At 50.7% G+C, this 25,922-nt stretch carries 20 protein-coding genes; 7 read left to right on the top strand and 13 right to left on the bottom strand.

Annotation, left to right across the window (positions count from 1 at the left end; translation table 11 throughout):
* The first annotated feature begins 137 nt into the window (after positions 1 to 137).
* The gene (locus tag JK223_RS08380) at positions 138 to 1,052 is read left to right on the top strand and encodes a DMT family transporter (protein WP_212713734.1); all 915 of its coding nucleotides are present in this window, start codon (positions 138 to 140) and stop codon (positions 1,050 to 1,052) included.
* Between the two features lie 687 nt (positions 1,053 to 1,739).
* Here JK223_RS08380 and JK223_RS08375 read toward each other — a convergent pair.
* Positions 1,740 to 2,045 (bottom strand): hypothetical protein, encoded by a 306-nt coding sequence (locus JK223_RS08375; RefSeq protein WP_212713733.1) that lies wholly within the window; start codon positions 2,043 to 2,045, stop codon positions 1,740 to 1,742.
* Here JK223_RS08375 and JK223_RS08370 point away from each other — a divergent pair.
* Positions 2,034 to 4,187 carry a carbon starvation CstA family protein gene (locus JK223_RS08370; protein ID WP_212713732.1) on the top strand — a complete coding sequence of 718 codons (2,154 nt, stop codon included), beginning with the start codon at positions 2,034 to 2,036 and terminating at the stop codon, positions 4,185 to 4,187. The genes JK223_RS08375 and JK223_RS08370 overlap by 12 nt on opposite strands.
* Positions 4,188 to 4,239: 52 nt before the next feature.
* A complete protein-coding gene (locus tag JK223_RS08365; RefSeq protein WP_212713731.1) occupies positions 4,240 to 4,440 on the top strand; it encodes a YbdD/YjiX family protein in 201 nt (66 codons plus the stop codon).
* Positions 4,441 to 4,998: 558 nt separating this feature from the next.
* On the opposite strand, the gene btsR is transcribed toward JK223_RS08365, so the two are convergent.
* The 5 genes from btsR to JK223_RS08340 all read right to left on the bottom strand — a co-directional run bounded on the left by btsR (position 4,999) and on the right by JK223_RS08340 (position 12,025).
* Entirely contained in the window at positions 4,999 to 5,748 is a 750-nt protein-coding gene (btsR, locus tag JK223_RS08360) for a two-component system response regulator BtsR (RefSeq protein ID WP_212713810.1), read from the bottom strand.
* A complete protein-coding gene (locus JK223_RS08355; RefSeq protein WP_212713730.1) occupies positions 5,742 to 7,433 on the bottom strand; it encodes a sensor histidine kinase in 1,692 nt (563 codons plus the stop codon). Before JK223_RS08355 ends, btsR begins: the two co-directional genes overlap by 7 nt.
* 417 nt (positions 7,434 to 7,850) lie before the next feature.
* The gene (locus tag JK223_RS08350; RefSeq protein WP_212713729.1) at positions 7,851 to 8,936 is read right to left on the bottom strand and encodes a porin; all 1,086 of its coding nucleotides are present in this window, start codon (positions 8,934 to 8,936) and stop codon (positions 7,851 to 7,853) included.
* 69 nt (positions 8,937 to 9,005) lie between these two features.
* Positions 9,006 to 10,229, bottom strand: a complete 1,224-nt coding sequence (locus JK223_RS08345) for an anaerobic sulfatase maturase (RefSeq protein WP_212713728.1) — start codon at positions 10,227 to 10,229, stop codon at positions 9,006 to 9,008.
* 53 nt (positions 10,230 to 10,282) lie between these two features.
* Entirely contained in the window at positions 10,283 to 12,025 is a 1,743-nt protein-coding gene (locus JK223_RS08340; protein ID WP_212713727.1) for a sulfatase, read from the bottom strand.
* Positions 12,026 to 12,604: 579 nt separating this feature from the next.
* On the opposite strand from JK223_RS08340, the gene JK223_RS08335 reads away from it, so the two are divergent.
* The 3 genes from JK223_RS08335 (at position 12,605) to JK223_RS08325 (ending at position 15,925) form a co-directional block, all read left to right on the top strand.
* A complete protein-coding gene (locus JK223_RS08335) occupies positions 12,605 to 13,375 on the top strand; it encodes a carbon-nitrogen hydrolase family protein (RefSeq protein ID WP_212713726.1) in 771 nt (256 codons plus the stop codon).
* A 26-nt stretch (positions 13,376 to 13,401) separates the two neighbouring features.
* A complete protein-coding gene (locus JK223_RS08330; RefSeq protein WP_212713725.1) occupies positions 13,402 to 14,832 on the top strand; it encodes an APC family permease in 1,431 nt (476 codons plus the stop codon).
* A 271-nt stretch (positions 14,833 to 15,103) separates the two neighbouring features.
* On the top strand, positions 15,104 to 15,925 hold the full coding sequence (locus tag JK223_RS08325) for an alpha/beta fold hydrolase (protein WP_212713724.1): 822 nt from the start codon (positions 15,104 to 15,106) through the stop codon (positions 15,923 to 15,925).
* A 306-nt stretch (positions 15,926 to 16,231) separates the two neighbouring features.
* Here JK223_RS08325 and JK223_RS08320 read toward each other — a convergent pair whose 3' ends face one another.
* A complete protein-coding gene (locus JK223_RS08320) occupies positions 16,232 to 16,891 on the bottom strand; it encodes a DUF421 domain-containing protein (protein ID WP_212713723.1) in 660 nt (219 codons plus the stop codon).
* A 568-nt stretch (positions 16,892 to 17,459) separates the two neighbouring features.
* Between JK223_RS08320 and JK223_RS08315 the strand changes: the two genes are divergently transcribed.
* Complete coding sequence (locus tag JK223_RS08315; RefSeq protein WP_212713722.1) at positions 17,460 to 18,842, top strand: M20/M25/M40 family metallo-hydrolase; 1,383 nt, start codon at positions 17,460 to 17,462, stop codon at positions 18,840 to 18,842.
* Positions 18,843 to 18,908: 66 nt separating this feature from the next.
* Here JK223_RS08315 and JK223_RS08310 read toward each other — a convergent pair whose 3' ends face one another.
* The 6 genes from JK223_RS08310 to JK223_RS08285 form a co-directional block, all read right to left on the bottom strand.
* On the bottom strand, positions 18,909 to 20,240 hold the full coding sequence (locus JK223_RS08310; protein WP_212713721.1) for a DUF3100 domain-containing protein: 1,332 nt from the start codon (positions 20,238 to 20,240) through the stop codon (positions 18,909 to 18,911).
* Between the two features lie 321 nt (positions 20,241 to 20,561).
* Complete coding sequence (locus tag JK223_RS08305; RefSeq protein WP_212713720.1) at positions 20,562 to 21,725, bottom strand: amidohydrolase; 1,164 nt, start codon at positions 21,723 to 21,725, stop codon at positions 20,562 to 20,564.
* A gap of 4 nt (positions 21,726 to 21,729) precedes the next feature.
* The gene (locus JK223_RS08300; protein WP_212713719.1) at positions 21,730 to 23,280 is read right to left on the bottom strand and encodes an aldehyde dehydrogenase family protein; all 1,551 of its coding nucleotides are present in this window, start codon (positions 23,278 to 23,280) and stop codon (positions 21,730 to 21,732) included.
* Positions 23,252 to 24,142 (bottom strand): NAD(P)-dependent oxidoreductase, encoded by an 891-nt coding sequence (locus JK223_RS08295; RefSeq protein WP_212713718.1) that lies wholly within the window; start codon positions 24,140 to 24,142, stop codon positions 23,252 to 23,254. The genes JK223_RS08300 and JK223_RS08295 overlap by 29 nt, the downstream gene beginning before the upstream one ends.
* A 15-nt stretch (positions 24,143 to 24,157) precedes the next feature.
* The gene (locus JK223_RS08290; protein WP_212713717.1) at positions 24,158 to 25,045 is read right to left on the bottom strand and encodes a VOC family protein; all 888 of its coding nucleotides are present in this window, start codon (positions 25,043 to 25,045) and stop codon (positions 24,158 to 24,160) included.
* Complete coding sequence (locus JK223_RS08285; RefSeq protein ID WP_256437081.1) at positions 25,042 to 25,815, bottom strand: hypothetical protein; 774 nt, start codon at positions 25,813 to 25,815, stop codon at positions 25,042 to 25,044. The genes JK223_RS08290 and JK223_RS08285 overlap by 4 nt, the downstream gene beginning before the upstream one ends.
* Positions 25,816 to 25,922: the final 107 nt, after the last annotated feature.

The raw sequence follows: 25,922 nt of genomic DNA, 5'->3' as shown, positions 1-25,922 counted from the left end.
TTATTTGCTCAGCGTTATAAGCAAAAATTATCTGACCAAAACCAAATACTGTTAACTGCCCGCCTCCCCCGCTCCCTAAGGTAGGAGACTGCTAACCACCGGAATGGCTGAGGTCATTCACTGCACAGGGTAAAACAATGAACTCCAAATTAGGGGTAATGTTAAAAATTGCCTCATGTCTCTGTTCGACGTTAATGCTGGCCTGCGTGAAAGGATTGCATGGCTCGGTGCCTACCGGTGAAGTGATTTTCTTTCGTTCCTTTGTGGCTTTATTTCCGCTCCTGTTCTGGCTGAAGCTGCAGGGCAATATTCTGGAAAACCTCAGAACCCGCAATATATTCGGTCACCTGATCCGGGGCTTTTCCGGCACCGGCGGGATGTATTTTAACTATCTGGCGCTGGTCTATATTTCGCTGGCCGATGCGACGGCGCTGAGTTACGCCGCACCGATGTTCACCGTTATTATGGCAGCCATCCTGCTGAAAGAGCATGTCCGGCTTTCCCGCTGGGTGGCGGTGATCGTCGGGTTCTCGGGAATTATTGTGATGCTGTCGGCAAGCCTCGGACAGGGAGACTCCCTGTTCAGCCGTGGACTGCATAACGGAGCCACATTAGGCGTGCTGTTCGCATTAATCGCTGCACTCTGTACGGCCACCTCGAATATCCAGATCCGCTTCCTGAACGGGATCGAGAAACCGGGTGCCATCGTGTTCTATTTTTCACTGATGACCACCTTTATCGGCTTAGCGAGCTGGGTTTTTGGCTGGATAGTGCCGGACAAACTGCAGCTGCTGTTACTGATCGGCTGCGGCCTTTTCGGGGGAATGGCACAGATTCTGGTGACCCTGAGCCTGCGTTATACGGATGCTTCACTGCTGGCCCCGTTTGACTACACCACGCTGGTCTGGTCGATGATCATCGGCTACCTGTTCCTGAACAGTTTACCGGTCTCCTCAACGCTGGCGGGTGCCGCGATTGTCGCCTCTGCCGGAATCTTCACCTTATGGTCTGAACAGCGTCGCCGCCGGGTGGTCAGCAAATCGCTGCAATAAACGGGGCGCATTCACCAGCATAACTCCCTGCGGCGGCAGTGATGGCACAAAGAGGCCGCCGTCAGAAGTATCACTGAAGGTCAGCGCCCCCGGTCGCTGCTTTCCGGGCCTGAGAGCAGTGAGAGCAGTGAGAGCAGTGAGAGCAGTGAGAGTAAATCATATACTTTGCGGGCCGCTACCCTCTGCTGACCGCCACTATTTGGTGAAACCTTTCTGCGGGACGGCGTCGCTGGAAGTACCGCCCGGCCGGGCCGAAATTTTCCCCGCACGGGAAAGTCATACCGCCAGTATATATCTAATGTGAGTGCCAGGGTCTCCGGCAGAACTCAGCCCTCCTTGCCCCGAACACCGCTCCCTTCAGGATGTCATCGGGCCGGGCCCCGGTCCCGGTCAAAACCCGGTATCACCGTTGCCACGCAAACCGTTCCCTATCCGGAAGAGCCGGGATTTTCTGCCCGTAAGCCACCACTGCCTGTAATCTTCCCCTGTCTGGTCCCCACAGCCGTCAACCTCGTCACCCCCGGGATTGGCCGTAAAAACGTCCGCGAACAGTGAGTTCAGCTCCTGCGGTCGCCGGATGATCCCCTTTTTCGTCCGCTCAGCAAGCGGCCTGGCGTAGCGCTGGCGCGGATTAAGCCGGAGTACAGCATTCACACCCGGTGAGTTCTCTCACGTTTTTTCTTTTAATCAGAAAATCATCACTGAAATTCCGTCTGCGCCGTCTCTTACGGACGACGGATCCTGCCAGTCGGATGCGAAGCTCATCACAAATTTACCGGTTCCCGGCCCCGCGAAGAACCGCTCACGGTCACCGGCAACCGCTCTGTTCCCTATAACGCCACTGGCCCGGTTTTCTTCCCGCAAGCTAACAAAAATCGCCAGGATGGGAGTGCCGCCACCGACCGGCCAGGCACCGTCCCCGGCTCCGACCGGAGACCTCAGGACCGTTAACTTCTGTTCAGCTAACACTACGGATAACTTATGGATAAACATAAATTTCTCAGGCACCTGCCCTGGGTTTGTTTAGGGATACTCGGGGCCGGATGTCTTGCGATCGTGGCCCTGCGGCGGGGTGAAACCATCAGTGCGATGTGGCTGGTGGTCGCCTCGGTTTCTGTCTATCTGGTGGCCTATCGCTATTACAGTCTCTATATTGCCCGCAGAGTCATGCAGCTTGACCCGACGCGGGCCACACCGGCCGTACTCAATAATGACGGGCTGAATTACGTCCCGACCAACCGTTATGTTCTGTTCGGCCACCACTTTGCCGCGATAGCCGGAGCGGGGCCGCTGGTCGGGCCGGTGCTGGCCGCACAGATGGGCTATCTGCCCGGCACGCTGTGGCTGCTCTCCGGGGTGGTCCTGGCCGGGGCCGTACAGGACTTTATGGTGCTGTTTATTTCCTCACGCCGTAACGGGGCATCTCTCGGCGAGATTATTAAACAGGAGATGGGGCCGGTCCCCGGAACCATCGCGTTGTTCGGCTGTTTTCTGATCATGATTATTATTCTGGCGGTGCTGGCACTGATCGTGGTCAAAGCCCTGGCCGAAAGCCCCTGGGGCGTTTTCACCGTCTGCTCTACTGTGCCTATTGCCCTGCTGATGGGGATTTATATGCGCTTTCTGCGGCCCGGTCGCGTGGGTGAAGTGTCGGTCATCGGTCTGGTATTACTGCTGCTTTCTATCTGGTTCGGCGGTGTCATCGCCCATGATCCTTACTGGGGCCCGGCGCTGACCTTTAAAGATACCACCATCACCTTTACCCTGATTGGCTATGCCTTTGTCTCTGCCCTGTTACCGGTCTGGCTGATCCTGGCCCCGCGGGATTACCTGGCTACTTTCCTGAAGATCGGGGTGATTGTCGGTCTGGCCGCAGGGATTATGATCCTGAATCCGGATCTGAAAATGCCGGCAGTGACACCGTTTATCGACGGTACCGGCCCGCTGTGGAAAGGCGCCCTGTTCCCGTTTTTATTTATTACTATCGCCTGTGGCGCAGTCTCAGGGTTCCACGCACTAATCGCCTCCGGGACAACCCCGAAACTGCTGGCCAACGAACAGGATGCCCGTTTTATCGGTTACGGTGCCATGCTGATGGAATCCTTCGTTGCCATGATGGCTCTGGTCGCCGCCTCGGTGATCGAACCCGGTCTCTATTTTGCCATGAACAGCCCGCCCGCCACCCTCGGCATCACCATGCCTGATCTGCATCAGATGGGAGGCGAAAATGCCCCGCTGATCATGGCACAACTGCAGGAGGTGACGACCCGCGCTGCCGCCACGGTCAGTTCCTGGGGCTTTGTGATCACCCCGGAACAGATCCTGCAAACCGCGCAAAGTATCGGGGAACCGTCGGTACTGAACCGGGCCGGGGGAGCCCCGACACTGGCCGTGGGGATTGCCGAGGTGTTCCATAAAATTATGCCAATGGCAGATATGGGATTCTGGTATCACTTCGGGATCCTGTTCGAAGCTCTGTTTATCCTGACCGCTCTGGATGCCGGAACCCGGTCCGGGCGCTATATGTTGCAGGATCTGCTCGGTAACTTTATTCCTTTCCTGAAAAAGACACAGTCACTGCCCGCCGGGATTATCGGCACGGCGGGCTGCGTCGGATTATGGGGCTATTTACTGTATCAGGGGGTGGTCGATCCGTTGGGGGGCGTGAAGAGTCTGTGGCCGCTGTTCGGTATTTCTAATCAGATGCTGGCCGCCGTCGCGCTGATGCTGGGCTGTGTCATCCTTATCAAAATGAAACGGCAACGGTATGTCTGGGTTCCCTTGCTGCCGGCCATCTGGTTACTGATCTGTACCACCCGGGCATTAGGTCTGAAGCTGTTCAGCAATAATCCGCAACTGGAAGGCTTTTTCTATATGGCCCGCGAGTATCAGTCACGTCTGCGTGACGCCGGTAGCCAGCTGACCCCGGAACAGGCCAGCAATATGCAGCATATTGTAATTAATAATTATACTAATGCCGGGCTGAGCCTGCTGTTCCTGGTAGTGGTGTACAGCATTATGATTTACGGCGTGAAAATCTGGCGTCAGGCCAGCCGGATACCGCAACGTACCGACAAAGAAACACCGTATGTGCCCATCCCGGAAGGCGGCGTGAAAACTACCTCCGGCCACTGAATACCACAGAGTCACGGCCCACGGTTGCCGGGCCGGTGACGAAGGAGAAGCGATGAGTAAAACGGGTTCTGTTGCCAGACACCTCGGACATGCCGCCAGAATGCTGGTCGGTATTCCCGATTATGATACCTATGTAGCGCATATGCAGCTCAGGCATCCTGACCAGCCGGTGATGAGTTATAAAGAGTTTTTCCGTGAACGCCAGCAGGCACGCTATGGTGGTGAGGGGAAAGGAGGAATGCGCTGCTGCTGAACGGCCCCGTCACTGCGGCCTTTCTGTTACTGGCTGTCGGGTGGATCCCCGGGATCGCTCCCCGGGGGCGGGGGCGATGCTGTCCCCCCCGGACCGCCACGACGCCCCCCCTTACCGGGCCGGGTAATCACCGTCACCGGTGTCACGGCCTTCGTCTGCCTGATACGCGAGCCGTAATGCTCCGCCCAGAGAATATTCCGCCCCCGTGGGTTCCGGGGCGATGTTGTCCCCCTCAGACCACCACGACGAATCCCCCCTTGCCGGGCCGGGTAATCCGTTTACAGGTCGATCTCTTGCCACTGGTCGTCGTCACAGTAGTGATCATCCCGGGAAATTCAGTCAACCTGTTGAATAATCAGAGGCCCTGTCACCGCCCGGGGATCTCTCCCCGCAAAACCCTGGATCACGGAGATGATCACCGGTGGAACGCTGGTAAACTCCCGGATCCTTTTACCGCCCGGGAGTCAATCTGCGCAGACCGTGGGTCGCGGAGATAATCATTCGGCGAAACACCGGTAAACTCCCGGATAACCGCCGGATCCTCTTACCGTCCCGGGATCATTCCCCGGAGATCGGCGGTCGCGGAGAGGACAATCCGAGGATCTCCTTCAGCACCTTCAGATAACGGCGGCTGACCGGGACTGTCAGTCCGTTTTTCATCACCAGTTCACCCTGATGATTTTCATGCATACGGATCTCGCTAAGCAGATCCAGATTGATCAGATGCTGCCGGTGAGAGCGGATCAGCGGGGTCCGTCGCTCCAGTGTCCGCAGGGTTAACTCCGTCGTCCCGGCTTTTCCATCCCGGCCGGTCACAGAGACGCCACCTATACGGCTGCTGACACAGGCAACATCCTCCATCGGTAACAGATAAATACGGTTCATGCCATTACAGGGAATATATTTCAGCGGCCGCTGGGTCACCTCTATCCGGCTGAAATCCTGAGGCTCCTCTGCCTGCCGCAGACGCTGTAGTGTTTTTTCGAGTCTGGCCGGCTGGAGCGGTTTTAACAGGTAATCGATGGCATTTTCATCAAACGCCTGTAATGCGTATTCATCATAGGCCGTAAGAAACACAATACGGGGCCGCTGACGGGTATCCAGCATCCCGGCCATCTCCAGCCCGCTGATCCGCGGCATCTGGATATCCAGAAAAACCACCCGCGGCTGCAGACGGTTAATGGCCTCCATGGCCTCTATCGCATTTTCGGCTTCGCCGGCAATCTCCACATCCGGATACGCTTGTAATAGCACCCGCAGATTTTCCCGCGCCAGAGGTTCATCATCGACGATCAGTACCGTCAGCATCGCTCCGCCTCCGCCGGTATACGGAGCGTCACGCGGGTATAACATTCGCTGTCCACCGTCACCGTAATCCCGTAATCATCGCCGAATTTCGCTTTCAGTCGTTTGTCAGCCAGCCCCATCCCCATCCCCTGGTGGTGGTGATCCTCCGGCAGATAAAGACCGGCATTATCCTGAACGGTCACTTCCACAGATTGTGGCTGCCGGTGGGCAAAGATAGTAATTTCCCCGACCCCGAACAGCCGTGATGTCCCGTGTTTGATCGCATTTTCCACCAGCGGCTGCAGAATAAATGCCGGTAACCGGTAATGACGTAATTCCTCCGGGATCTGCAGGGTCACTTTCAGCCGCGACTGAAAGCGCGCCTGCTCGATTTGCAGGTAAGCCTGTACATGCTCCAGCTCATCGCCCAGGGTCGCAATTTCTGACGAACGTTTTAAATTTTTACGAAAGAAGGTCGACAGATCCTGCACCAGTAAACCGGCCCGCTGACTGTCCTGGCGGATCACCGCCTGTAGGGTATTCAGCGCGTTAAACAGAAAGTGAGGGTTAACCTGAGCATGCAGCAGTTTAATCTCTGACCGGGCCAGCAGCGCGGTCTGACGCTCATACTGGCCCGCCAGGATCTGTGCGGATAACAGCCGCGCGATCCCTTCTCCCAGCGTACGATTGATCGAACTGAACAGGCGGTTTTTTGCTTCATACAGCTTAATGGTGCCGATGACCCGCTGGTTTTCTCCCTGTAGCGGGATCACCAGTGACGATCCGAGCCGGCATTGCGGACTGATCCGGCAGCAGTAAGGCACTTCATTACCGTCAGCATAGACCACGTTGCCGGTTTCAATGGCACGGCGGGTATGATCAGAAGAGACCGGCCGTCCGGCCAGATGATGATCATCACCGATCCCGGTGAAAGCCAGTAGCTTTTCACAATCGGTGATCGCCACGGCTCCGATATCCAGCTCCCGGTGCAGTACCTGAGCGACTTTCAGGCTGTTTTCCTGATTGAACCCCTGGCGTAATATCCCTTCGGTGGCGGCGGCAACCCGTAATGCCGTGGCTGAAAACACGGAGGTATAGCGTTCAAACATCTCGCGCTTATCCAGCAAAATGCGCATAAACAGCGCCGCACCGGCCGTATTAGTGATCACCATCGGGGCGGCAATATGGCTGACCAGCGACCGCGCTTCCGGATAAGGCCGCGAAATCAGCAGAATAATCAGCATCTGTACCAGTTCTGCCAGCAGCGTAATCAGCCCCGCCGTCAGCGGACTGAAGATTTTATCTGCCCGCTCCCGGCGGACCAGATACCGGTGCAGCAGACCACCCAGCAGTCCTTCGGTCACCGTAGAGATCATGCAGCTGACGGCCGTCATCCCTCCCAGAGAATAGCGATGCAGACCGCCTGTCAGCCCGACCAGCACCCCTACTAACGGCCCGCCAAGCAGCCCTCCCATCACCGCGCCGATAGCCCGTGTATTGGCGATGGAGTCATCGATATGCAGCCCGAAATAGGTTCCGGCGATACAGAAGACTGAAAAAGTGATATAGCAGAGCAACTTATGACGAAACCTGACCGTGACCTGCATCAGCGGGATAAACAGGCGTGTCTTACTCATCAGCCAGGCGATGACCAGAAAGACACACATCTGCTGCAGCAACAGTAATATCAAACGTAATTCATGCATCTGCCATCGCCCTTTTTCTGACAAACTGCGAGCATAGCGTTTCCGGACAGGCCTTTCTTTGCGCCAGCGCCGAAATTTGCCACCGCTTTTGGTCAGTCATTACCGCAGAAAATTTATGTGATATCGCTAAGGGCTGTCATCTGTCAGTGCAGAAATCTGCATAACCGGTCACGTGGTTCGTCAACCGAAGTCCGGAACCCACGTCTTACCCCTGAACGGGTCCATAGTGCCGCATTTTCGGAGGGGGGCTGAGGGTGGCGATTCTGCCGGCGTCCGGAGAGGTGAAAACGGCCCGCCGATGAAATGCAGCGTATTGCGGGCGGGGCCGGTTGCCTCACTGCCGGCCAGACACTTCCGGCAACCGTGACAACTTTCCGCCCGCAATCCGCATCTGACTGTCGGTCTTTAGGGCAGGCCTCAGAAGACATAGATCATGGTGACGGCCACCGCATCCTGACTGGCCAGACGAAGCGCGTTATCGTCTTTCAGCAGGCTCATTTTGTACTCTGTCGTAATACGGAAGTTATCATTAAACGGCCAGGCGGCAAAAAAGACCCACGCTTTATCCAGCCAGGCCTGACCGATGGATTCCAGGCGTTCAGCACGCGACTGAATATAGCCGACAGAGGCCGTAAAACGCAGAGGTGTATTCCAGGAGGCGACTGCTTCAAAACTTTTGGCTTTATTCGCAAACCCGTAAATATTGAGCGGGCTGCTGCGGACCTGGCTCAGATTACGGCTTTCTGAATACAATACCGCCGCATAAAAAGGACCGTGCTCCAGGTTAGCGCCGGCCACCCATGCATCCATATTGTCCCCGCGACCGGGCGACAGTTTTTTCTGTGCATCCGTCCGTGACGAACGGATACTGGACCCGCCAACCGTCAGCCCGGTCTCCGGGATTTTATAGGTCAGGGACAAGCCATAACCGTTACCATTCTGTTTCAGTACCGGGGTGTTCCCCTCTTTTTTTCCCTGAAACTGGATACCGGCTTCCAGCCCTTTCACCAGAGAGAAAAAGTCCCGGTTATGATAGGAAAAAGCGCCTGAACCCCGTCGTGACAGAAAGTTATCGATAGCAAAAGAGCCCGCGCCCCAGACAGGGAAAATATCCGTCCAGCGGACCACATCATAAAAAATACTGTCATTCCTGCCGTAATCGAAATACCCATATTCCCGGGCCGAAAGTCCGACATACGCATAACGGGTATAATCTTCCCCCGGCTCACTTTCGGCTTTATTTGCCCGGAAATCATGTTCGAAACGGCTGTAACCGTACATCTGATCATTGATATCGGTTTCCGCCCATAAATTAATACGGGCTATTACCGCATCACCACTCATCGCCTTGTTCTGACTGAAGAAATGACGTCCCAGTACACGTCCGTCAAGATGCAGCCGGTTTCCCCCCTGATCATAAACCGGTACAGCCTGTGCATTCATCTGCACAGCAGAAAGCCCGGCAAACAGTATTCCCCCGAAAGTATTTTTAATCGTCATCATATTAATTCATCCTGAAATAATATTAATTTATGTTATTTCGCAACCTATCCCATTGCGTTGATTTTATTGTTATGCGGTATGATGTCTGAAATAGCGTTTTATTTTTTCCGGTGACCTCCCCGAATTAAGCAGTGAAAGAATAATGTCCATTGAAGGTAAGCAATGCCGCAGATATTCTTTATATCCGGCACAGAGATAGTTTTTATTCGGCATACCGTTGACCGCCGGTTCAAAACGGTGTTTAGGGCACCCGCCATGGCAGAGTGGCCGGAACGTACAACGGGGACAGTCAGGGTCGGGGTGACGGAGTTTCTGCTGACCGAAGCGGATATTCTGTTCAGCGTTGATCAGATCCCGGAGATCCGCATGGTGTATGTTTCCCAGCCGGTGTTGCGGATAGACAAAGTGATCGCAGGAATAGACATCCCCGTTCGCTTCCATCACCGGGTTCGCCCCGCAGGTCGGCGCGGTGACACAGGCCCCCTGTCCCCCGGCCCGCTGGGTCAGCGTCTGTTCAAAATTCATCACAAACACCTGCCCCATGTCGTGCAGCCGCCAGTGGTCGAAAATCCTGTTCAGAAACCGGCCATAGGCCTGTGCGGGCACCGACCAGGGCGTGACCTCGCTCTGTCCGGTGAAATCCGGTGAAATCAGAGTCAGTCCGTCCGGGCCTGGCCTGCTGGCGGCCCTTTCCACCAGCGGAATAAACTGAATATAACGGCTGCCGGCGCGCTTCAGCGCCTGGTACGTTTCCAGCGGACGCCGGACATTTTCCGCGTTGACCACCGTGAGGGTGTTGAATTCCACGCCGTGCTGCTTCAGGACACGGATACCGGCCAGCACCTGCGGATAACTGCTCTTTCCTGCGCGCGTCTGACGCCAGCGGTCATTACTGACGCGGTCACCGTCCAGAGATATCCCCACCAGGAAGTGATGCTTTTTCAGAAAACGGGCCCAGCGATCATCCAGCAACATGCCGTTGGTCTGCAGAGAATTATTAATTTGCCGGCCGCCGCAGTAGCGCTGTTGCAGCGCCAGCGCCTTTTCAAAGTAATCGATGCCCATCAGGGTCGGTTCGCCGCCCTGCCAGATAAACTCCACCACCCCGGAACGGTCTGCCTGAATATACTGCCGCACAAAGGCTTCCAGCGTGGCATCGTCCATTTTCCAGTGGTTTTTTCTGTCCGGATACAACCGCTCCTTTTCCAGGTAAAAACAGTAGGTACAGTCAAGGTTACAAACCGACCCGGAAGGCTTGGCAATCACCTGGAAATGCTCAAAAGGACGATTCATGATCACTCCTCCGCCTGCGGGCAGAGCTGCCTGTCAGGGCAGCACTTGCATCATTACAGGGATCCATCCGCCGGCGTCCATTGTTCTGTCGGACTTTCCTGCCAGCCGTAACGTACCGCTTTAAAATGCAGGACTGACTGATCTGAACGCGGGGTAATTGCACCGGTATAGAGCTGCCAGGTCTTACCATCCCAGCTGTAACCGATGGAGGCATTTTCGGTGCGGTTACTCAGGTAGATTTTATGGTTTACCTCATCCTGCATGGCGACCGGCGGCAGGGTGACATGCTGCTGTCCATTAGCATCCAGCAGGTCGGCTACCATCTGCCCTTCATCGATCAGGTTGGTATCATTCCCCTGATCACGCCAGTCATCCATCGCCTTGCGGAAACGGGCGATTTCTGCGCTATAGGCCTTGTCTGCAATGACATTTTTTAACTGCGCCGGATCCTTTCTCAGGTCATAAAACTCTTCGGCCGGACGCGGGGCAAACCAGGCCTGTTGTGCCGGATTCAGTTGCTTATTCTGCTGTGCATTCACCAGATCATGCATACTGCGTAACGCATTCCGGAAAGGGATACTGGCGCCGCCCGGCGTGCTGTCCAGATTACGCACATACTGGAAGTTTTTATCGCGGACAAACAGCGAACGCATCTTCAGGTTATCCATCCGCCCCCGGGAGCCGTAGACATATTCACGGCGCGGGGCATTATCTTTCGACAGATCGACCCCTTTCATATAATCAGGCACCTTTACCCCAGCATAGCCTAGCAGGGTCGGCGCAAGATCTTCGAACGAAATCAGCCGGTCATCACTGCTGCCGTCGGCAGGCCAGCCCGCCGGCCGGTATCTGGCCGGGATATGGATCATCATCGGGACATGGGTGCCGGAATCATACCCTTCCCGTTTTTTACGCGGCAGGCCATCGCCGTTGTCGGCGGTGAAAATAACGATGGTATTGTCCCAGAGCTTATCTTTCTTCAGGGACCGGACCAGATGACCGACCTGCTGATCCATCACCTGAATATTGTCATACAGCTGAGCCAGTTCCTGACGGGTTTCCGGGGTGTCGACCAGCCAGGGTTCGATCACCACTTTGGCCGGGTCGGTGGGGGTATAGCGGTAATACGAGCGCAGTTCATTCCACACTTTTGTAATATATTCAAAACCCTTCGGCGTATTATTGTCGGTAAAGAGTGCCGACTCGTGGGTAATTTGCGGGTTAAAGTTCATAAAAAACGGTTTACCCTGCAGATCATAGTTACGCCAGGCCACCGGCACCCGCAAATCGTCCATATTGCCGTAATCACCGTGTGCGCTCCACAACGAGAACGGCCCGACATCCGCATGGCCGCGGGTAAACTGGTAATCGGTTTTCGTGTCGTTATAAGTAAAGTAGCCACTGCGCCGCAGTAACTCAGGGTAGCCTTTGATCCAGGAAGGCGGTACGCCGACATAGGCCCCTTCCGGTCGGGTGGCAGTGCGCATATGCTGTAATCCGAGGGTATGAGCAAATACCCCCGTAATCAGCCCTGCACGCGAGGGAGCAGAGACTCCCGCCATGGTAAATGCATTGGTAAACCGCACCGATTCTTTCGCCAGGGCATCCAGGTTAGGCGTGTTAGCCACCGGGTCACCAAACGCTCCGATACGGGCGTTCATATCCTCGGTGGCAATCAGAATAATATTGGGACGGTCACTGCGGATTTGTGGCTGGAATGGCATATTGACTGCATTGACTGACGGGGTAATAAGCATTCCTGTAATCATCGATGATAATAACAGAGGTTTCATCATTGATAGTGTCCTTTATCAATTAGCCGTATGACAGGAATTAATACAGTTTCCGGTTTTTAATAGCCTGAATGAAGCATTCTTAATTCTTCCTGATGATGCATAAATACCACCGCGATAAGTTCGCGTTATTCTTATTCATCTTGCCGGGGGATTTATTATCAATCAGACAGTAGCAGACTGTTCTGTTTTTATATGTGAGTAGAATCACCAATGCTATAAAAACCCTTTAATCAGTTAACAGGTTAAACAGTGATATTATTCCTATCATTTGCACTCTGATGAAATTTCATTTTATGACTCCGGATTCCGGAATATTCCACGCCCGCTTTCGCCGGTTCTGGCCCGGAGAATGATCGCTGCCCTCTGCTGGTGCGCCATCATTGAGCACACCAGCCATCTGCACCAATCCGGAGCACTCTGTCTGCTCACCGCATACTCCCACTTTTATCCGGCAGCGTCTTCTGTCCGCCATGTCACCGTATTCTCAATAATTTCTAATGTATTAACGCAAAATCCGCTGACCGGGACGACTGGCACGCTAATTGCTTAATTATTCTGTCAACGCTGATAGGGGAAATAATGAAAATCGCAATCTGGCAAACACAGAGCAGCCACTGTGACTACACCGCAAATCTGGCCCGGCTGGATTCTGCGTTACAGGAAGCTGCAGGTCAGGGCGCGTCATTACTGATCACCCCAGAAATGTTTCTTTCCGGATATGTGCTTAACCAACGTACCCGTGAAATGGCTGAGACATTTCCCCTCGAAGCACTCCGTGCGCTGGCCGCCAAATGGCAGATAGCCATTATCGCAGGCGGACCGCAGGCCGCGGACGGTAAGGTCTTTAATGCCAGTTACTTTATTTCGTCACAAGGGGAAGTCAGCGGGATTTACCGCAAAACGCACCTGTTTGGTGAACTGGATAAAAGTCAGTTTACCGCCGGGGATCAACCGGTCTGCATCATCCCCTGTCACGGGGTCAATATTGCATTACTTATCTGCTACGACGTCGAGTTTCCGGAAACCGTTCGTGCTGCCGCACGGGCTGGTGCGCATCTGGTCGCGGTGGCAACCGCACAGATGAAACCCTTCGACTTCGTGAATAAACATCTGATAGCCACCCGGGCCTGGGAAAACCAGCTCTATGTGGCTTACGTCAACCAGACAGGCCGGGAAGAACATCTGGAATATGTGGGATTAAGTCTGGTGGCAGGCCCGGACGGACAGGTGATAGCTCAGGCTTCAGAAACTCAGGAACAACTGCTTTATGCAGAGATAGATCCGTCTCAGGTGATTCAGGCACAACGGGATAACCCTTACCTGACTGATCTGCGAACCGACATATTATGAATCATAAAAACTCAGGGGATACCAGTATGAGTGACAGTAAATCGACACGAAAATCCGCCGGACTCAGCGGAAATCTGGGGGTGGGCAGCATCGTCTTTATGGTGATCGCCGCGGCTGCACCTTTGACCGTGATCGGCGGCAACGTGCCGCTGGCTATCGGCATCGGTAACGGCGCCGGCGCTCCCTTTGGCTTTCTTATCGCCTCGCTGATCCTGCTGGTATTTGCGGTCGGCTTTGTGTCGATGACACCCTATGTAAAAGATGCCGGTGCCTTTTACTCTTATATCACCCAGGGGCTGGGCCTCCGTGCAGGGATGGGTGCCGCCTGGCTGGCACTGGTGACCTACACCACGATTCAGGCCGGGGTTTATGGCTATATGGGCTGGGCGGTCAATGACCTGGTGGTGCATTACGGGGGCGCGGCCCATCCGTGGTGGCTGTACTCGGTGCTGGCGATTGTAGCCGTCGCTATTCTGGGTTACCGCCACATTGAGCTCAGCTCAAAGATCCTCGGGATTGCGCTGGTGCTGGAGATTGGTGTGGTCTTAATCATGAACTTCTCCGTACTGTCAAAAGGCGGTGCCAGCGGTATCAACCTGAACTCATTCGAACCTGCCACGGCCTTTTCGCATGGTTTAGGAATGGCGGTACTGTTTGCCCTGACCGGATTTATCGGCTTCGAATCGACGGCCATTTTCCGCGATGAATCCCGTAATCCCGGCAAGACAATTCCCCGTGCGACCTACCTGGCGGTAGTGATTATCGGTGTGTTTTATACCTTTTCGGCCTGGGCGATGATTGAAGCGACAGGGGCATCCCAGGCGGTGACGGTCGCCAACAATACCCTGAACGGTAACGGAAATATGCTGCTGGATATTGCCCGTCAGTATAACGGCGCCCTGCTAAGTAACATCATTCAGGTGCTGCTGATCAGCAGTATCTTTGCCTGTGTGCTGAGCTTCCATAACGTGTTAGCCCGCTACAAATATGTGCTGTCCGGCCAGGGCTATATGCCTAAGTTCCTGTCCGCGGTGCACCATCAGCATAAATCACCGTCTAATGCCTCACTGGTTCAGTCGGTAACCGCGCTGGTGCTGATTATTATCTGTGCATTATGCAAACTGCAGCCACTGACTCAGGTCTTCGGCTATATGGCAGGAATTGCCACCGTGGGTATTGTGTTACTGATGCTGCTGACCAGCCTTTCGGTGGTGGTGTTCTTTAATAAAAACAAATCCCTGGTACAGGGAAGACACTGGAAAACCCGTGTCCTGCCGGGTGTTTCTGTACTGACGCTTTCGGCCTCGCTGGTGATGGTGCTTTCTAACTTCACCACCCTGACCGGCGGCAGCATGCTGGTCAGTGCCCTGCTGGCCGTCATCCCGGTGCTGGCGTTAATCGGAGGCTATCTGGTCATTAACAAACAACAGCTTCTGGTGGCCGGGATGGAATCTTAAGCCCGCCATTGTAAGTTGTCATCTCACCGCCCCGGCCACCGTCCGGGGCTTTTTTTATGCTGCCGTTCACGCTTCCTGCCCGTGTCATCCGCTATCTGTCCTGCTCAATCCCGCGCTTTCAGTGAAAGAAAATAGTGCTGTCTGACCCGCCCTATTCCGTAAACGCTATACTTTATTCACCGGCCGGGAGATGACCTTTATTTCCCCGCCCCCCGCCGGCAGGTCCGGGAAATAGCCCTGCAGCCACCCTCTCTCAGCGAAAAGGATACCTATGTGTACATTTAAAACTCAGGATGGGACGCCGCTCTATTTTAAAGACTGGGGCACCGGCAAACCGGTGGTCTTCAGCCATGGCTGGCCTCTGGACAGCGATATGTGGGATACACAACTCAGGTTTCTGGCGGAGAATGGCTATCGTGCCATCGCCTTTGACCGCCGGGGATTCGGACGTTCCGGCCAACCCTGGCAGGGGTATAACTACGATACCCTGGCCTCGGATATCCATGATCTGCTGACCCATCTGGATCTGCAGGACGTCACTCTGGTCGGTTTTTCGATGGGCGGAGGCGATGTTGCCCGCTATATCAGTCATTACGGAAGTTCACGTATTGATGGCCTGGTCCTGCTGGGCGCAGTGACCCCGTTACTGGGGGCCAAACCCGATTTCCCGCAAGGTGTGGAAGCATCGGTGTTTACGGATATCCGCCAGGGCTTACTGAAAGACCGCGCGCAGTTTATCAGCGATTTTGCGACCCCGTTTTACGGCACGAATGCCGGCCAGACCGTGTCTGATGGCGTCCGGACACAGACGCTGAATATCGCCTTGCTGGCATCGCTGCAGGCGACGGTGGAGTGTGTGACGGCCTTTGCGGAGACAGATTTCCGTGCCGATATGGCAAAAATAGATGTACCGGCACTGGTGATCCACGGCAACAATGACCAGGTAGTTCCCTTTGAAACCACCGGCAAACTGGCGGCCGAAATGATTAAAAATTCTTCACTAAAGGTGTATGACAATGCGCCTCATGGCTTTGTCGTGACCCATGCACAACAACTGAACGATGACCTGCTGGCATTTCTGCAGACACTGTAATCCTTACAGAAAAGGCCCCCGCCAGGCGATTGCCTGAAAAGAGGGCCTTTGGCCTGCACCGTGCCCGTTACCGGTGCAGCCCCACCACGAACAGTGGATCGGTGATACCCGTGCAGCGTCGCGGGCTAATATCAGTCTGCTTCGTGATCACATTCGGCGGAAACGACTGTCGCACGGGGTCCGGGGGTAATCAGGTCAGGGCAGATAGGGTTAAAAAACCGGGTTCGGGTGGCCGGGAACGGCTACGAGCGCAGGAAATCCCGCTGGCAGACCGGACAGCCCGGGGCCTAAGCCCCGGGTATACGCTTATGCGACGTCCCGTGTCACCTGCCCGTCATGCAGCACCACGTTCAGACTGCCATCCCAGAACTCAACGATAAACACATCGCTGCGCGGGATATTCAGGCTGTCGAGTTTGGCATCCAGCCACTCTTCATCTTTATTAATCATATTCAGTTCCGACGCTCTTGGCCGGCCATCTTTCATCACGATAATCGACGGCATCTTGCTGCCCTCACAGACCACCGACAGTGATCCGCTCGGCTCAATCTGTGCGTAACGTATCTCCTGGAAAGAGTGGATCCCCTGCGAATGCAGCTGTGAAGCCACATTGATAATATCGATTTTATTGCGTCTGCGCAGGATGTTATCCATCAGGAACTTACCGTTTTTGATGATAGGGATCGGCTCCCCGATAGTAAACGTGCGGAAAAACCAGACATGTTTACTCACCCAGTTCAGCAGTGAAATCAGCATCACGCCGATCAACAGCACCAGAATATATTGATGCATCGGGATAGCATCACTGTAGATCACCCCGCCGATGATCCCCCCGAGCACAAAGTTACCGATAAAATCTACCGGCGTCATTTGGGACAGTTGCGTTTTCCCTGAAAAGTTAAGGTGCGAAATCACTACCACAAAACCGATAATGAATTTCAACAGAACAATTGCATAATATTCCATAATCACATCCCGTAGTGAACTCAGCTTATAATCAACCTGACAATTAACCACAAAAATACAAAACAAAAATGAAACATAAAACCAACAACAGTACAGCGGAGTTTCTGAATATTTGTCAGCCCCAGTATAGTAAAAATACAGAAAAAAAATCTATATTTTCAATTTGAAGAAAACCGGAGGTGGTCAATATCAGGCAGACAGGGAGCTTACAGAGGCAGAAAACACTAAATTAATTTTTCGCTTAACTATATCATCTATCCGCGAATATCCTTATCTTATACTTTTTCTCAAATATAACAGATATAACAGATATAACACATATAACAGATATAACAGATATAACAGATATAACAGAATTTTTAAAACATCCGTTAAAAAACAATGGGAAGTATCACTGGGAGAGGTAAAAAACAGAATAACATAACTTATATGGTATGTAAAATTCATGTTCCTTCAATAACCTTAAGTGCAAATCATTTAAAATCCAGCCCATAAAAAAATAATATGACGTTCAACATTTTAAAAAATATAAAATAGAAATCAATATCAACATTCGGATGTCAATAAAATGAAAAAACAAGATGCAATTAATTACATTATGGAATACTATGAAAATGGAGAATTCCTAAAAATCCTTTCTCAGGCAGTGAATATGAGAACGCTCAGTCAGGCAGAAGAAAACCAAACAGATTTATATGCCTATATTAATGAATTCATGATACCACTGCTTACTAATATGGATTTTGTATGCAAATCTTATGAAAACCCTGTCAGTGGTAAACCTCCATTTATGGTAGGTCATCGTTTCGAAGATGAAAAACTACCCACAATACTACTGTACGGACATGGCGATGTCATATATGGAATGGATGAACGCTGGGGGGATGGGCGCTCGCCATGGAGTATTTCATCAGAAGATAATAAAATCTATGGCCGTGGAACTGCAGATAATAAAGGCCAGCATCTTATAAACATATTATCCCTTAAATCAATAATTGAATTAAAAAAAGGAAGTATAGGACTGAACATAAAAATACTATTAGAAATGGGAGAGGAAAGTGGCTCTCCAGGAATTATAGATTTTTGCTCCGAAAACAAAAAAAATCTTGCGGCAGATGTTTTTATTGCTTCTGATGGGCCCCGGATAGCCGCTAACATTCCTACACTATACTTAGGGTCTCGTGGTGTTTTTAATTTTTGTATGGAAGTAAACCTAAGAGATAAGGACTTCCACTCCGGAAATTGGGGTGGAATTATAAAAGACCCGGGAATTATATTATCAAACGCTATTTCATGTATCGTGGATCATCATGGTAAAATAAAAATACAGGAATTAAAACCCAAAGAAATACCTGAAGATGTGAAGTCTTCTTTGAGTAGCATAGAAATACGCCCATCAGTTTCAAACAGCTCACCCGAAATTTTTGAACAATGGGGAGAACCAGGACTCAGTCTGAGTGAAAAACTCTATGGCTGGAACTCATTCAGTGTTCTGGCACTGTATTCAGGTAACCCGGTTACCCCCACACATGCAATATCAGGATCAGCTAAAGCCTACTGCCATATCCGCTATGTCACAGAAAGTGATCCTCTAAAATTCCTCCCCGCCATCCGAAATACACTTAAAAAAGAGGGGGTTGATGATATCACCCTGTATGAAGATAAGTCACACTTTATGCAGGCAACCCGATTGAATCAAAATAACTCCTGGGTGACACGGGCAAAAAAATCTATGGAAGACAGCCTGGGCAAAAAAATTACAATCCTGCCAAACCTTGGGGGTTCAATACCTAATGCTGCGTTTTCTGACGTACTGGGTTTACCCACATTATGGATCCCTCATTCCTACCCTTCCTGTGCACAACATGCTCCGGATGAGCATTTACTCACAACAATAATTCAGGAAGGTTTGCAGATAATGACCGGACTTTTTTGGGATTTAGCTGAATAAATTAATGAGATACCCTCAAAATATGTCGAGGGTATCTCATTCTGAGTCATTCACTCTCCACAGTAACTAGAGAAAGATTTCAGCGATGGCAGCAGAACCAACGAAAGTACCCAGGTTAGACATTAAGGACACTACAATTATCCTCCAGCCAAGCTTCCTGAACTCAGATAAATCTCGTGCTATCGATAAACCGGCCAGAGTTAACATTGGTGTTATGATAAACAATGTATTTAGACTTCCGGTAAATGATAAAATATATTTTGCCCATGGGCACCATGGCGAAGTAATCAACATTGCAATTAAAGAAACTATGCAAACAGATGGGATTTTCCCTCTTAATAAAATATAAATACAATCCCCAAGTATTGAAATAATTACCAGAAGTAAACACCCCACAACCATTGTCAATGATACCTGATGCGACCCGATAAACCCTGAAAGTAAGGACAGAACCGCTGTCATGCTCCAGGCCAGTATTTTCCATCTCCATGACAGTTTAGTGTTTCCCTGCAGGAGATTCTCACTCTCACTTAACTGGCTATTCTTTTCATCTATACGGCTACCCCGCCCTAATATAGGCTCAAGAAATTTATAGGCGAAAATGGCGAGTGGTAATGAAATAAATAGAGTGAAATATGTCCCGAAAGTACTGGTTATGAGATTAGATGCTGCAGCCAATGCCATAATATCTTGAGCACTTTTCGCATCTGATTGTGCTGCAATTGTTCCTGAAGCGGCAGCCATCATACTTCCGGATCCCACCCCGGATGCCATGGCCAGTGAGCGGGGATCGAATAAGTGCAGGCTGGTCATAATACCTGCCACAATTGAAATAAAAACAGAACCGAGTAAAGTGCCTGTAATATATTCAGCCATCACTCCTCTTCCTTCAGGAGAGTTCATCCCATATCTTTCACTAATAATTGCTAAATTAGGTTCACGCCCGACAGAGAAGGTTGCTCCAATTGCCTCCCGTTTGATACCTAACAATAATGCTAATGGCATCCCAAGTATGATAGTCCCCAGGAAATGACCAAACTCCTGAAATAACAGAGCCCATCCTGCTGAAATAATTACAGGAATTTCCTGCCCTACTACCAACCCGAGTTTAGCCGTAAAAAAAAGCAATGCTGGCTGTAATAATTCAGATGCCAGATTTTGGTGTTCTGTTCTGATAAGTAAAGGATATTTAAATTTGTTTCCTGCAATTCCAACCAGTGCGCCTGCGATCAGAGCCCAAATCATAGGGAGGAGCATGAATTTAATACTGAGAATATTAAAAGCAACAGGACCTATTAATTCAGAGATAACCAAAACCACAACTGCCCAACAAAAAAGAACAAACGAAGTTGAAAGATGCTTAGAAGCATTTAATCGATTACAAACCAAATGAGTCATTTACTATCTCCCCCCCGACCTGGGTCGTCACGTTATATTCGTAGCGTGCATCAATAAGATTTAACATTTATAAAAGCTACGTGAGAGGGTAATAAATAACAATCGAGCCAGGGAGTTCGTTTGTTGCTAAAATCAGAACACAAGTAAATGCATAAGGTAATATTATAAACAAAACACGAAAAAACAGAACAAAGGGTTCCCTCCCTGACGAAATCACCTTCCTTATGCAAAAATACAGAAATTAACGTAGTTAATGTTATTTTTTATGTTTTCACATGGCATTTATCAAATACACAAACCCTTAGGCATAAGAATAAAGTCTTATACTTTACTGAGCAGGTTGCTTACCAGGGCCTGCCAGATAGCAATACCATCTTCTATAATATTATCATTAAAATCATAATACGGGCTGTGCAATGGATAATGAGTGCTCACATCTTCTCCCCGGGCTCCCAACCAAAAATAAGCCCCTTTACAGCTCTCCAGCATGTAAGAGAAATCTTCAGAGGCCATAGATGGATGTATATTCCAGCGAACCCGCGACTCACCACGCGCCATGATCACCGCTTTACGGACGTTATCTGCTTCTTTGCTGTGATTAAGTGTTACAGGATACCCCCGGGTAAAACAGAAATGCGTACTGACCTCTCCTTGTTTTTCTACTGAAGCTACTGCCTTACTTATTAAATTTTCAATCACTTCACGCGTTTCTGGTTGCAGGCATCGTACAGTGCCACGGAGGACAACCTTCTCAGGTAAGATATTGTATGCATCTCCGGCATGTATCTGGGTAATACTCAGCACGGCATTTGATAACGGCGATAACTGACGCGAAACAATCGTATTCAATCGCTGGACCAGCTCAGCTGCAACCAATATGCTATCTGTCCCGCATTCAGGCATCGCTGCATGACATCCCTTACCTGTGATTGTTATATCGAAGGTATCCAGCGAAGCCATCATCGCGCCTTCATTGATGCCGGCGTAACCGACATCGAGACCTGGCCAGTTATGCAAACTATAGATACTGTCCATCGGGAAGTCAGTAAACAGACCATCGTCAATCATCGCTTTCGCCCCGGCAAGCCCCTCTTCCGCTGGCTGGAAAATAAAATATAGCGTGCCATGAAAATCCAGCGTTTCACTTAACAATTTTGCAGTAGCCAGTAATATGGCCGTATGTCCATCATGACCACACGCATGCATACATCCTGGCGTCAGGGAGCGATAAGAAATACTCCCTAACTCGTCAAGAGGCAGGGCATCAATATCAGCCCTGAGACCCACGGATGGCCCCTGACCATGACGAAGCGTACCTACAACACCGGTCCCCCCTATCCCGACCTTCACTTCCAGACCAAAACTTTTCAGTAACTCAGCAATTCGTGCCGATGTCCGGTATTCCTCATAGGCAAGTTCAGGGTTAGCATGAAATTCATGTCTCCAGGAAATTGCCTCGGCAATAAGTTCTGTGGGGATTGTCATGGGTTTATTTCTCCTGTGCCCCGTAGCCGAAATTAACCAGCGGGTTTTCAGCAGTTTCTACCCAAACACTTTTAACCTCACTATACTCCCGCAAGGCTTCAAGCCCGGAAGAACGCCCGTATCCACTCTCGCCGTATCCTCCGAAAGGTGAACTGACATTGATAGTTTTATAACCGTTAATCCAGAAAGTCCCTGCTTTAATTTGCTTCGCAACACGATGAGCCCGACCAACATCCTTCGTCCATACAGCCCCGGCCAGACCAAAACGGCTTTCGTTAGCGATCCGGATAGCATCGGCTTCATCCTTAAAAGGGATTGCAACAACGACTGGCCCAAAAATTTCTTCCTGTGCGACATACATGTCATTGTGCCCTGTCAGAATCGTTGGATTAATATAGAACCCCTCAGAGTCCGGTACCGGAACAGTAAATTCTCCGGCAACTACAGCGCCTTCATTTTTGGCTTTATTAAGCATATTACAGACATGCTTATATTGTTTTTCGTTATTAATCGGGCCAATCTGAGTCTCAGAGTCTTCCGGATTACCGACTTTAAATTTTGCAGAGGCTGTCGCCATATCTGCTACAAACATATGATAAATATTTTCCTGGATAAGTAACCGGGAGCCGGAAACACAACTCTGCCCTGCCCCACCAAAAATGGCTCCCTGGGCTCCGCGCAATGCTTTATCCCAATCTGCATCATCAAAAATAATATTGGCCGATTTCCCCCCGAGTTCGAGCACCGCAGGAATACAACGTTGCGCTGCGGCTACAGCAATATGACGTCCGGTAGCAGGAGAACCGACAAAGACAACCTTACGGATAGGTGCTTTTGCAATGAGTGACTGGCCTATAGTATGTCCATATCCTGCAACAATATTGACCAGGCCTTTTGGTGCCCCAGCCTTTTCGATCAGAACGCCCAGTACCAAAGAGGTTAAACATGTGAGTTCTGACGGCTTAAGGATCACCGCATTCCCTGCAGCAATTGCAGGTGCTATCTGCCAGCCCGCTGTAAACACAGGAGCGTTCCAGGGAGTGATTTGCAAAACTGTCCCCAGAGGTTCATAAGTGACATAATTAAGATGTGTGGTAGGTACAGGAATCACTTCTCCATGGAGTTTATCTGTCCAGCCGGCATAATATTCAAACATCTCTGCGACTTTCTGTACTTCACCGATAGCATCCCTGACCGGCTTGTTTGAAGCAATGGCTTCAATTTCTGCGATATTGGCAGCTTCCTTACGAACCTCCGCTCCAATCTGATACATTATCCGCCCCCGGGCCTGAGCGGTCAGCGCCCACCAGGCGGTACCGGCATTTTTTGTGGCATCGGCGAGTTGAGGGATTAATGTTTCATCTGCATCGCGGTATGAATAAAGCTCACTACCATCATGTGCTTTCCGGACTCTGATTATTTCACCGTTACCACGAATAAATTGCCCCCCCACTAAACTGGCAACACCGTATTCTGCGGGTAAGTAATTGGCAAGTAATTGCTGAAGTCTTTCATTATTCATTAGATTATTCTCCACGGGAAAATAGACTTTCATCTGTCTGGGTAACGATATAATTGAAGTCTTCATTATCCGGAATAGTGGCAATACTTTTATGCCACTGCTGACCGACAAAAGAAGATAGCGGTAAATGAAGGTCTAACTGTTCAGCCAGCGTGTTTGCCAGCCCGACATCTTTACGCATCAACGCCATTGTGAATCCTGAATCATAAGCTTTATTCAGGATCCATTTTTCAAACGAGACTTTGCTGACCGAACTACTCCCCGAACCGGCATTGATACCGTTCAACACTTTTTGCGGATCGACCCCGGCTTTTGCTGCCATCGAGAGGGCTTCTGCCGTAGCAATTAGATGAGTCGCACAAAGCAAATTATTAGCAATTTTTGCAACATTACCTGCACCGCAACTGCCAATATGAATTTGAGTGCTGCTCATTGCCTTTAAAACCGGCATAATTTTATTCAGTTGTTCATCTTCTGCCCCAATAACCATTGCCATCGTTCCGGCGGCAGCACCTGCCGGACCGCCAGAGACAGGCGCATCAACGAACCCTATCCCTTTTTCTTTGAGGCAGCAGGCTACCCGCCGACTGACTTCCGGGGTAGAAGTCGTTGTGTCGATAACAATTAAGCCTGGCTGACCATACGTGCCAATCCCGCCCTCCTTCAGACAGACAGCTTCAACATGCTCAGATTTAGGTAAGGAAAGGATGACAATACTGACCTGTTTTAATAATGTTTCACAGCTATCAACACAAGAAACCCCCTTTTCCTGCAGACGGCCTCTTGCCTGTTCAGATAGATCGTAACCAATGACAGAAAAACCTTTTTTATGCAGTGTGGATGCCATACCTGCACCCATATTACCTAATCCAATGACACCGATATTTCCGGACATACTTCCCCCTGTTTATTAATATTCATGGAATTCGAAAATGACATTACCTGTCCATTCCGGAGCAACCACGATGCTGCCATTGATCGTCGTGAAGGGTATATTTTGTAACGTCAATATTTCCTTAAGCACATCGGGTGTTTTCGTGCTCATAGAGATAGCTATCCCGTGAGGCTCATTAGATTTTCCGGAAGGTAAGGGAATGCCCGGGTAGTAACGTTCTACTGTAGCGGCATTCATCGCACGAAGAATTCCGCATCCGGTATCGGCAGTCAGAACCCCGTCATCTAAGGTGACGCGGTCTCCGTAAATAGCCCGCCACCGCCCGGACAGCTCGGAAGGTTCTGCCAGGTAGGTCACTGCCGTGATGCCATTGACGCCATTCGGATGGTTCTGCCAGCCAGGTACCCATATAAGTTCAGGTCTATGTTGCTGACAGATAAAGTTTGAGGCATCCGGCAGTTCTGGATCAACAAACAGTCCCAGCGAAACCACAGCTTCATCAGGAGTCCCGTCCGGAAGAGTCATTTTACGTCGAAAATCGATCCTCCCTTGCCCTTCTAATCCCTGATTTCGGAGAAATTCATCATCGGCGTTGGCATTTTTACTATGTAGAGCAACAAGATAAATTCCTTCCTGATCCCGTGAGAGGAAGGAGTCCAGCTGGCGTCCGAAACAAAATCCATCAACAGCATTCGTTCCGAATTTAGCAGGGTCATCAACACCGATAAGTTCAATAAAATTATCCGGAAACATCATAAGCGATGTCACCGTACCCCACGGGTGATAACTGACGGGAGAAGGTGCGAATCCCATTTTCATATACCCTTCAAGCGCACTCGCATGGTCTTTGACGGTAACCAAAGGATGATCGATACCGAAACGTTTCTGGTTCGGGACTGTCATGAAAATTCCTTATTTTTAACTGTCTTTGATGTAAGAGTATTCAGCTCATCCGGGACTGCTCCCAGTACTTTACCGGGACACCCGGCGACAATAACTTTTGCGGGAACCGTTTTCGTGACGACTGCATTTGCAGCAACTATCGCGCCTTCGCCGATTTCAATGTTGCCCAGCACCGACGAGCCGGCGCATAGCAGAGCGCCCCTTCTTATTTTTGGATGCCTGTCACCTGCTTCTCTGAGCGTGCTGCCCAAAGTGACGCCATGCCAGATGCTGACATCATCCTCGACGATGGCCGTTTCACCGATCACAATCCCTATCCCATGGTCAATAAATAACCCGGCACCTAAGACTGCGGCAGGATGAATATCAATATTCATTTGCAAAGCAATCCAACTCTGTACCAAAGCTGCGCTACGCACATCCCCCGTCAGATAAATACAGTGAGAAATGCGTTGTGCTGCCGCTGCGATTATTCCACGGGAAGTTAATAACCCGGTTAATTCATCCGGACATGCAGGATTAACGGTAACTAATTTTAAAATATCTTTTTCAGTGGCCTGGTAAATTGAAGGGTTTGCAGCGAGAACTTCTGAGAACCAGCATTTAATATCAATCTGACGGACTTGTTTACCCAGATGCTCTGCTACATGGAATGCCAGAGCATCATTGAAATCGTCAAAATCGAGAATGTAAGAATTGAGGTAATCAGACAGTCGTGGATTAATGCTTAACATCCCCACAGCCTGTTCCCGAATTAAGTCCCATAACATATCATCAAACCTCTCAGATAAAAGTTAACCACACTATAGACTTCAGTGTTAATTTCATACAATATTCACAAATTCTATAGTTTGTTGCGCTTGAAGCAACACAGATA

Source organism: Tatumella sp. JGM118 (assembly GCF_018257515.1).
GTDB lineage: Bacteria > Pseudomonadota > Gammaproteobacteria > Enterobacterales > Enterobacteriaceae > Tatumella > Tatumella terrea.
The sequence above is the reverse complement of the archived record's forward strand: the minus strand, read 5'-3'. Positions and strand labels throughout refer to the sequence as shown.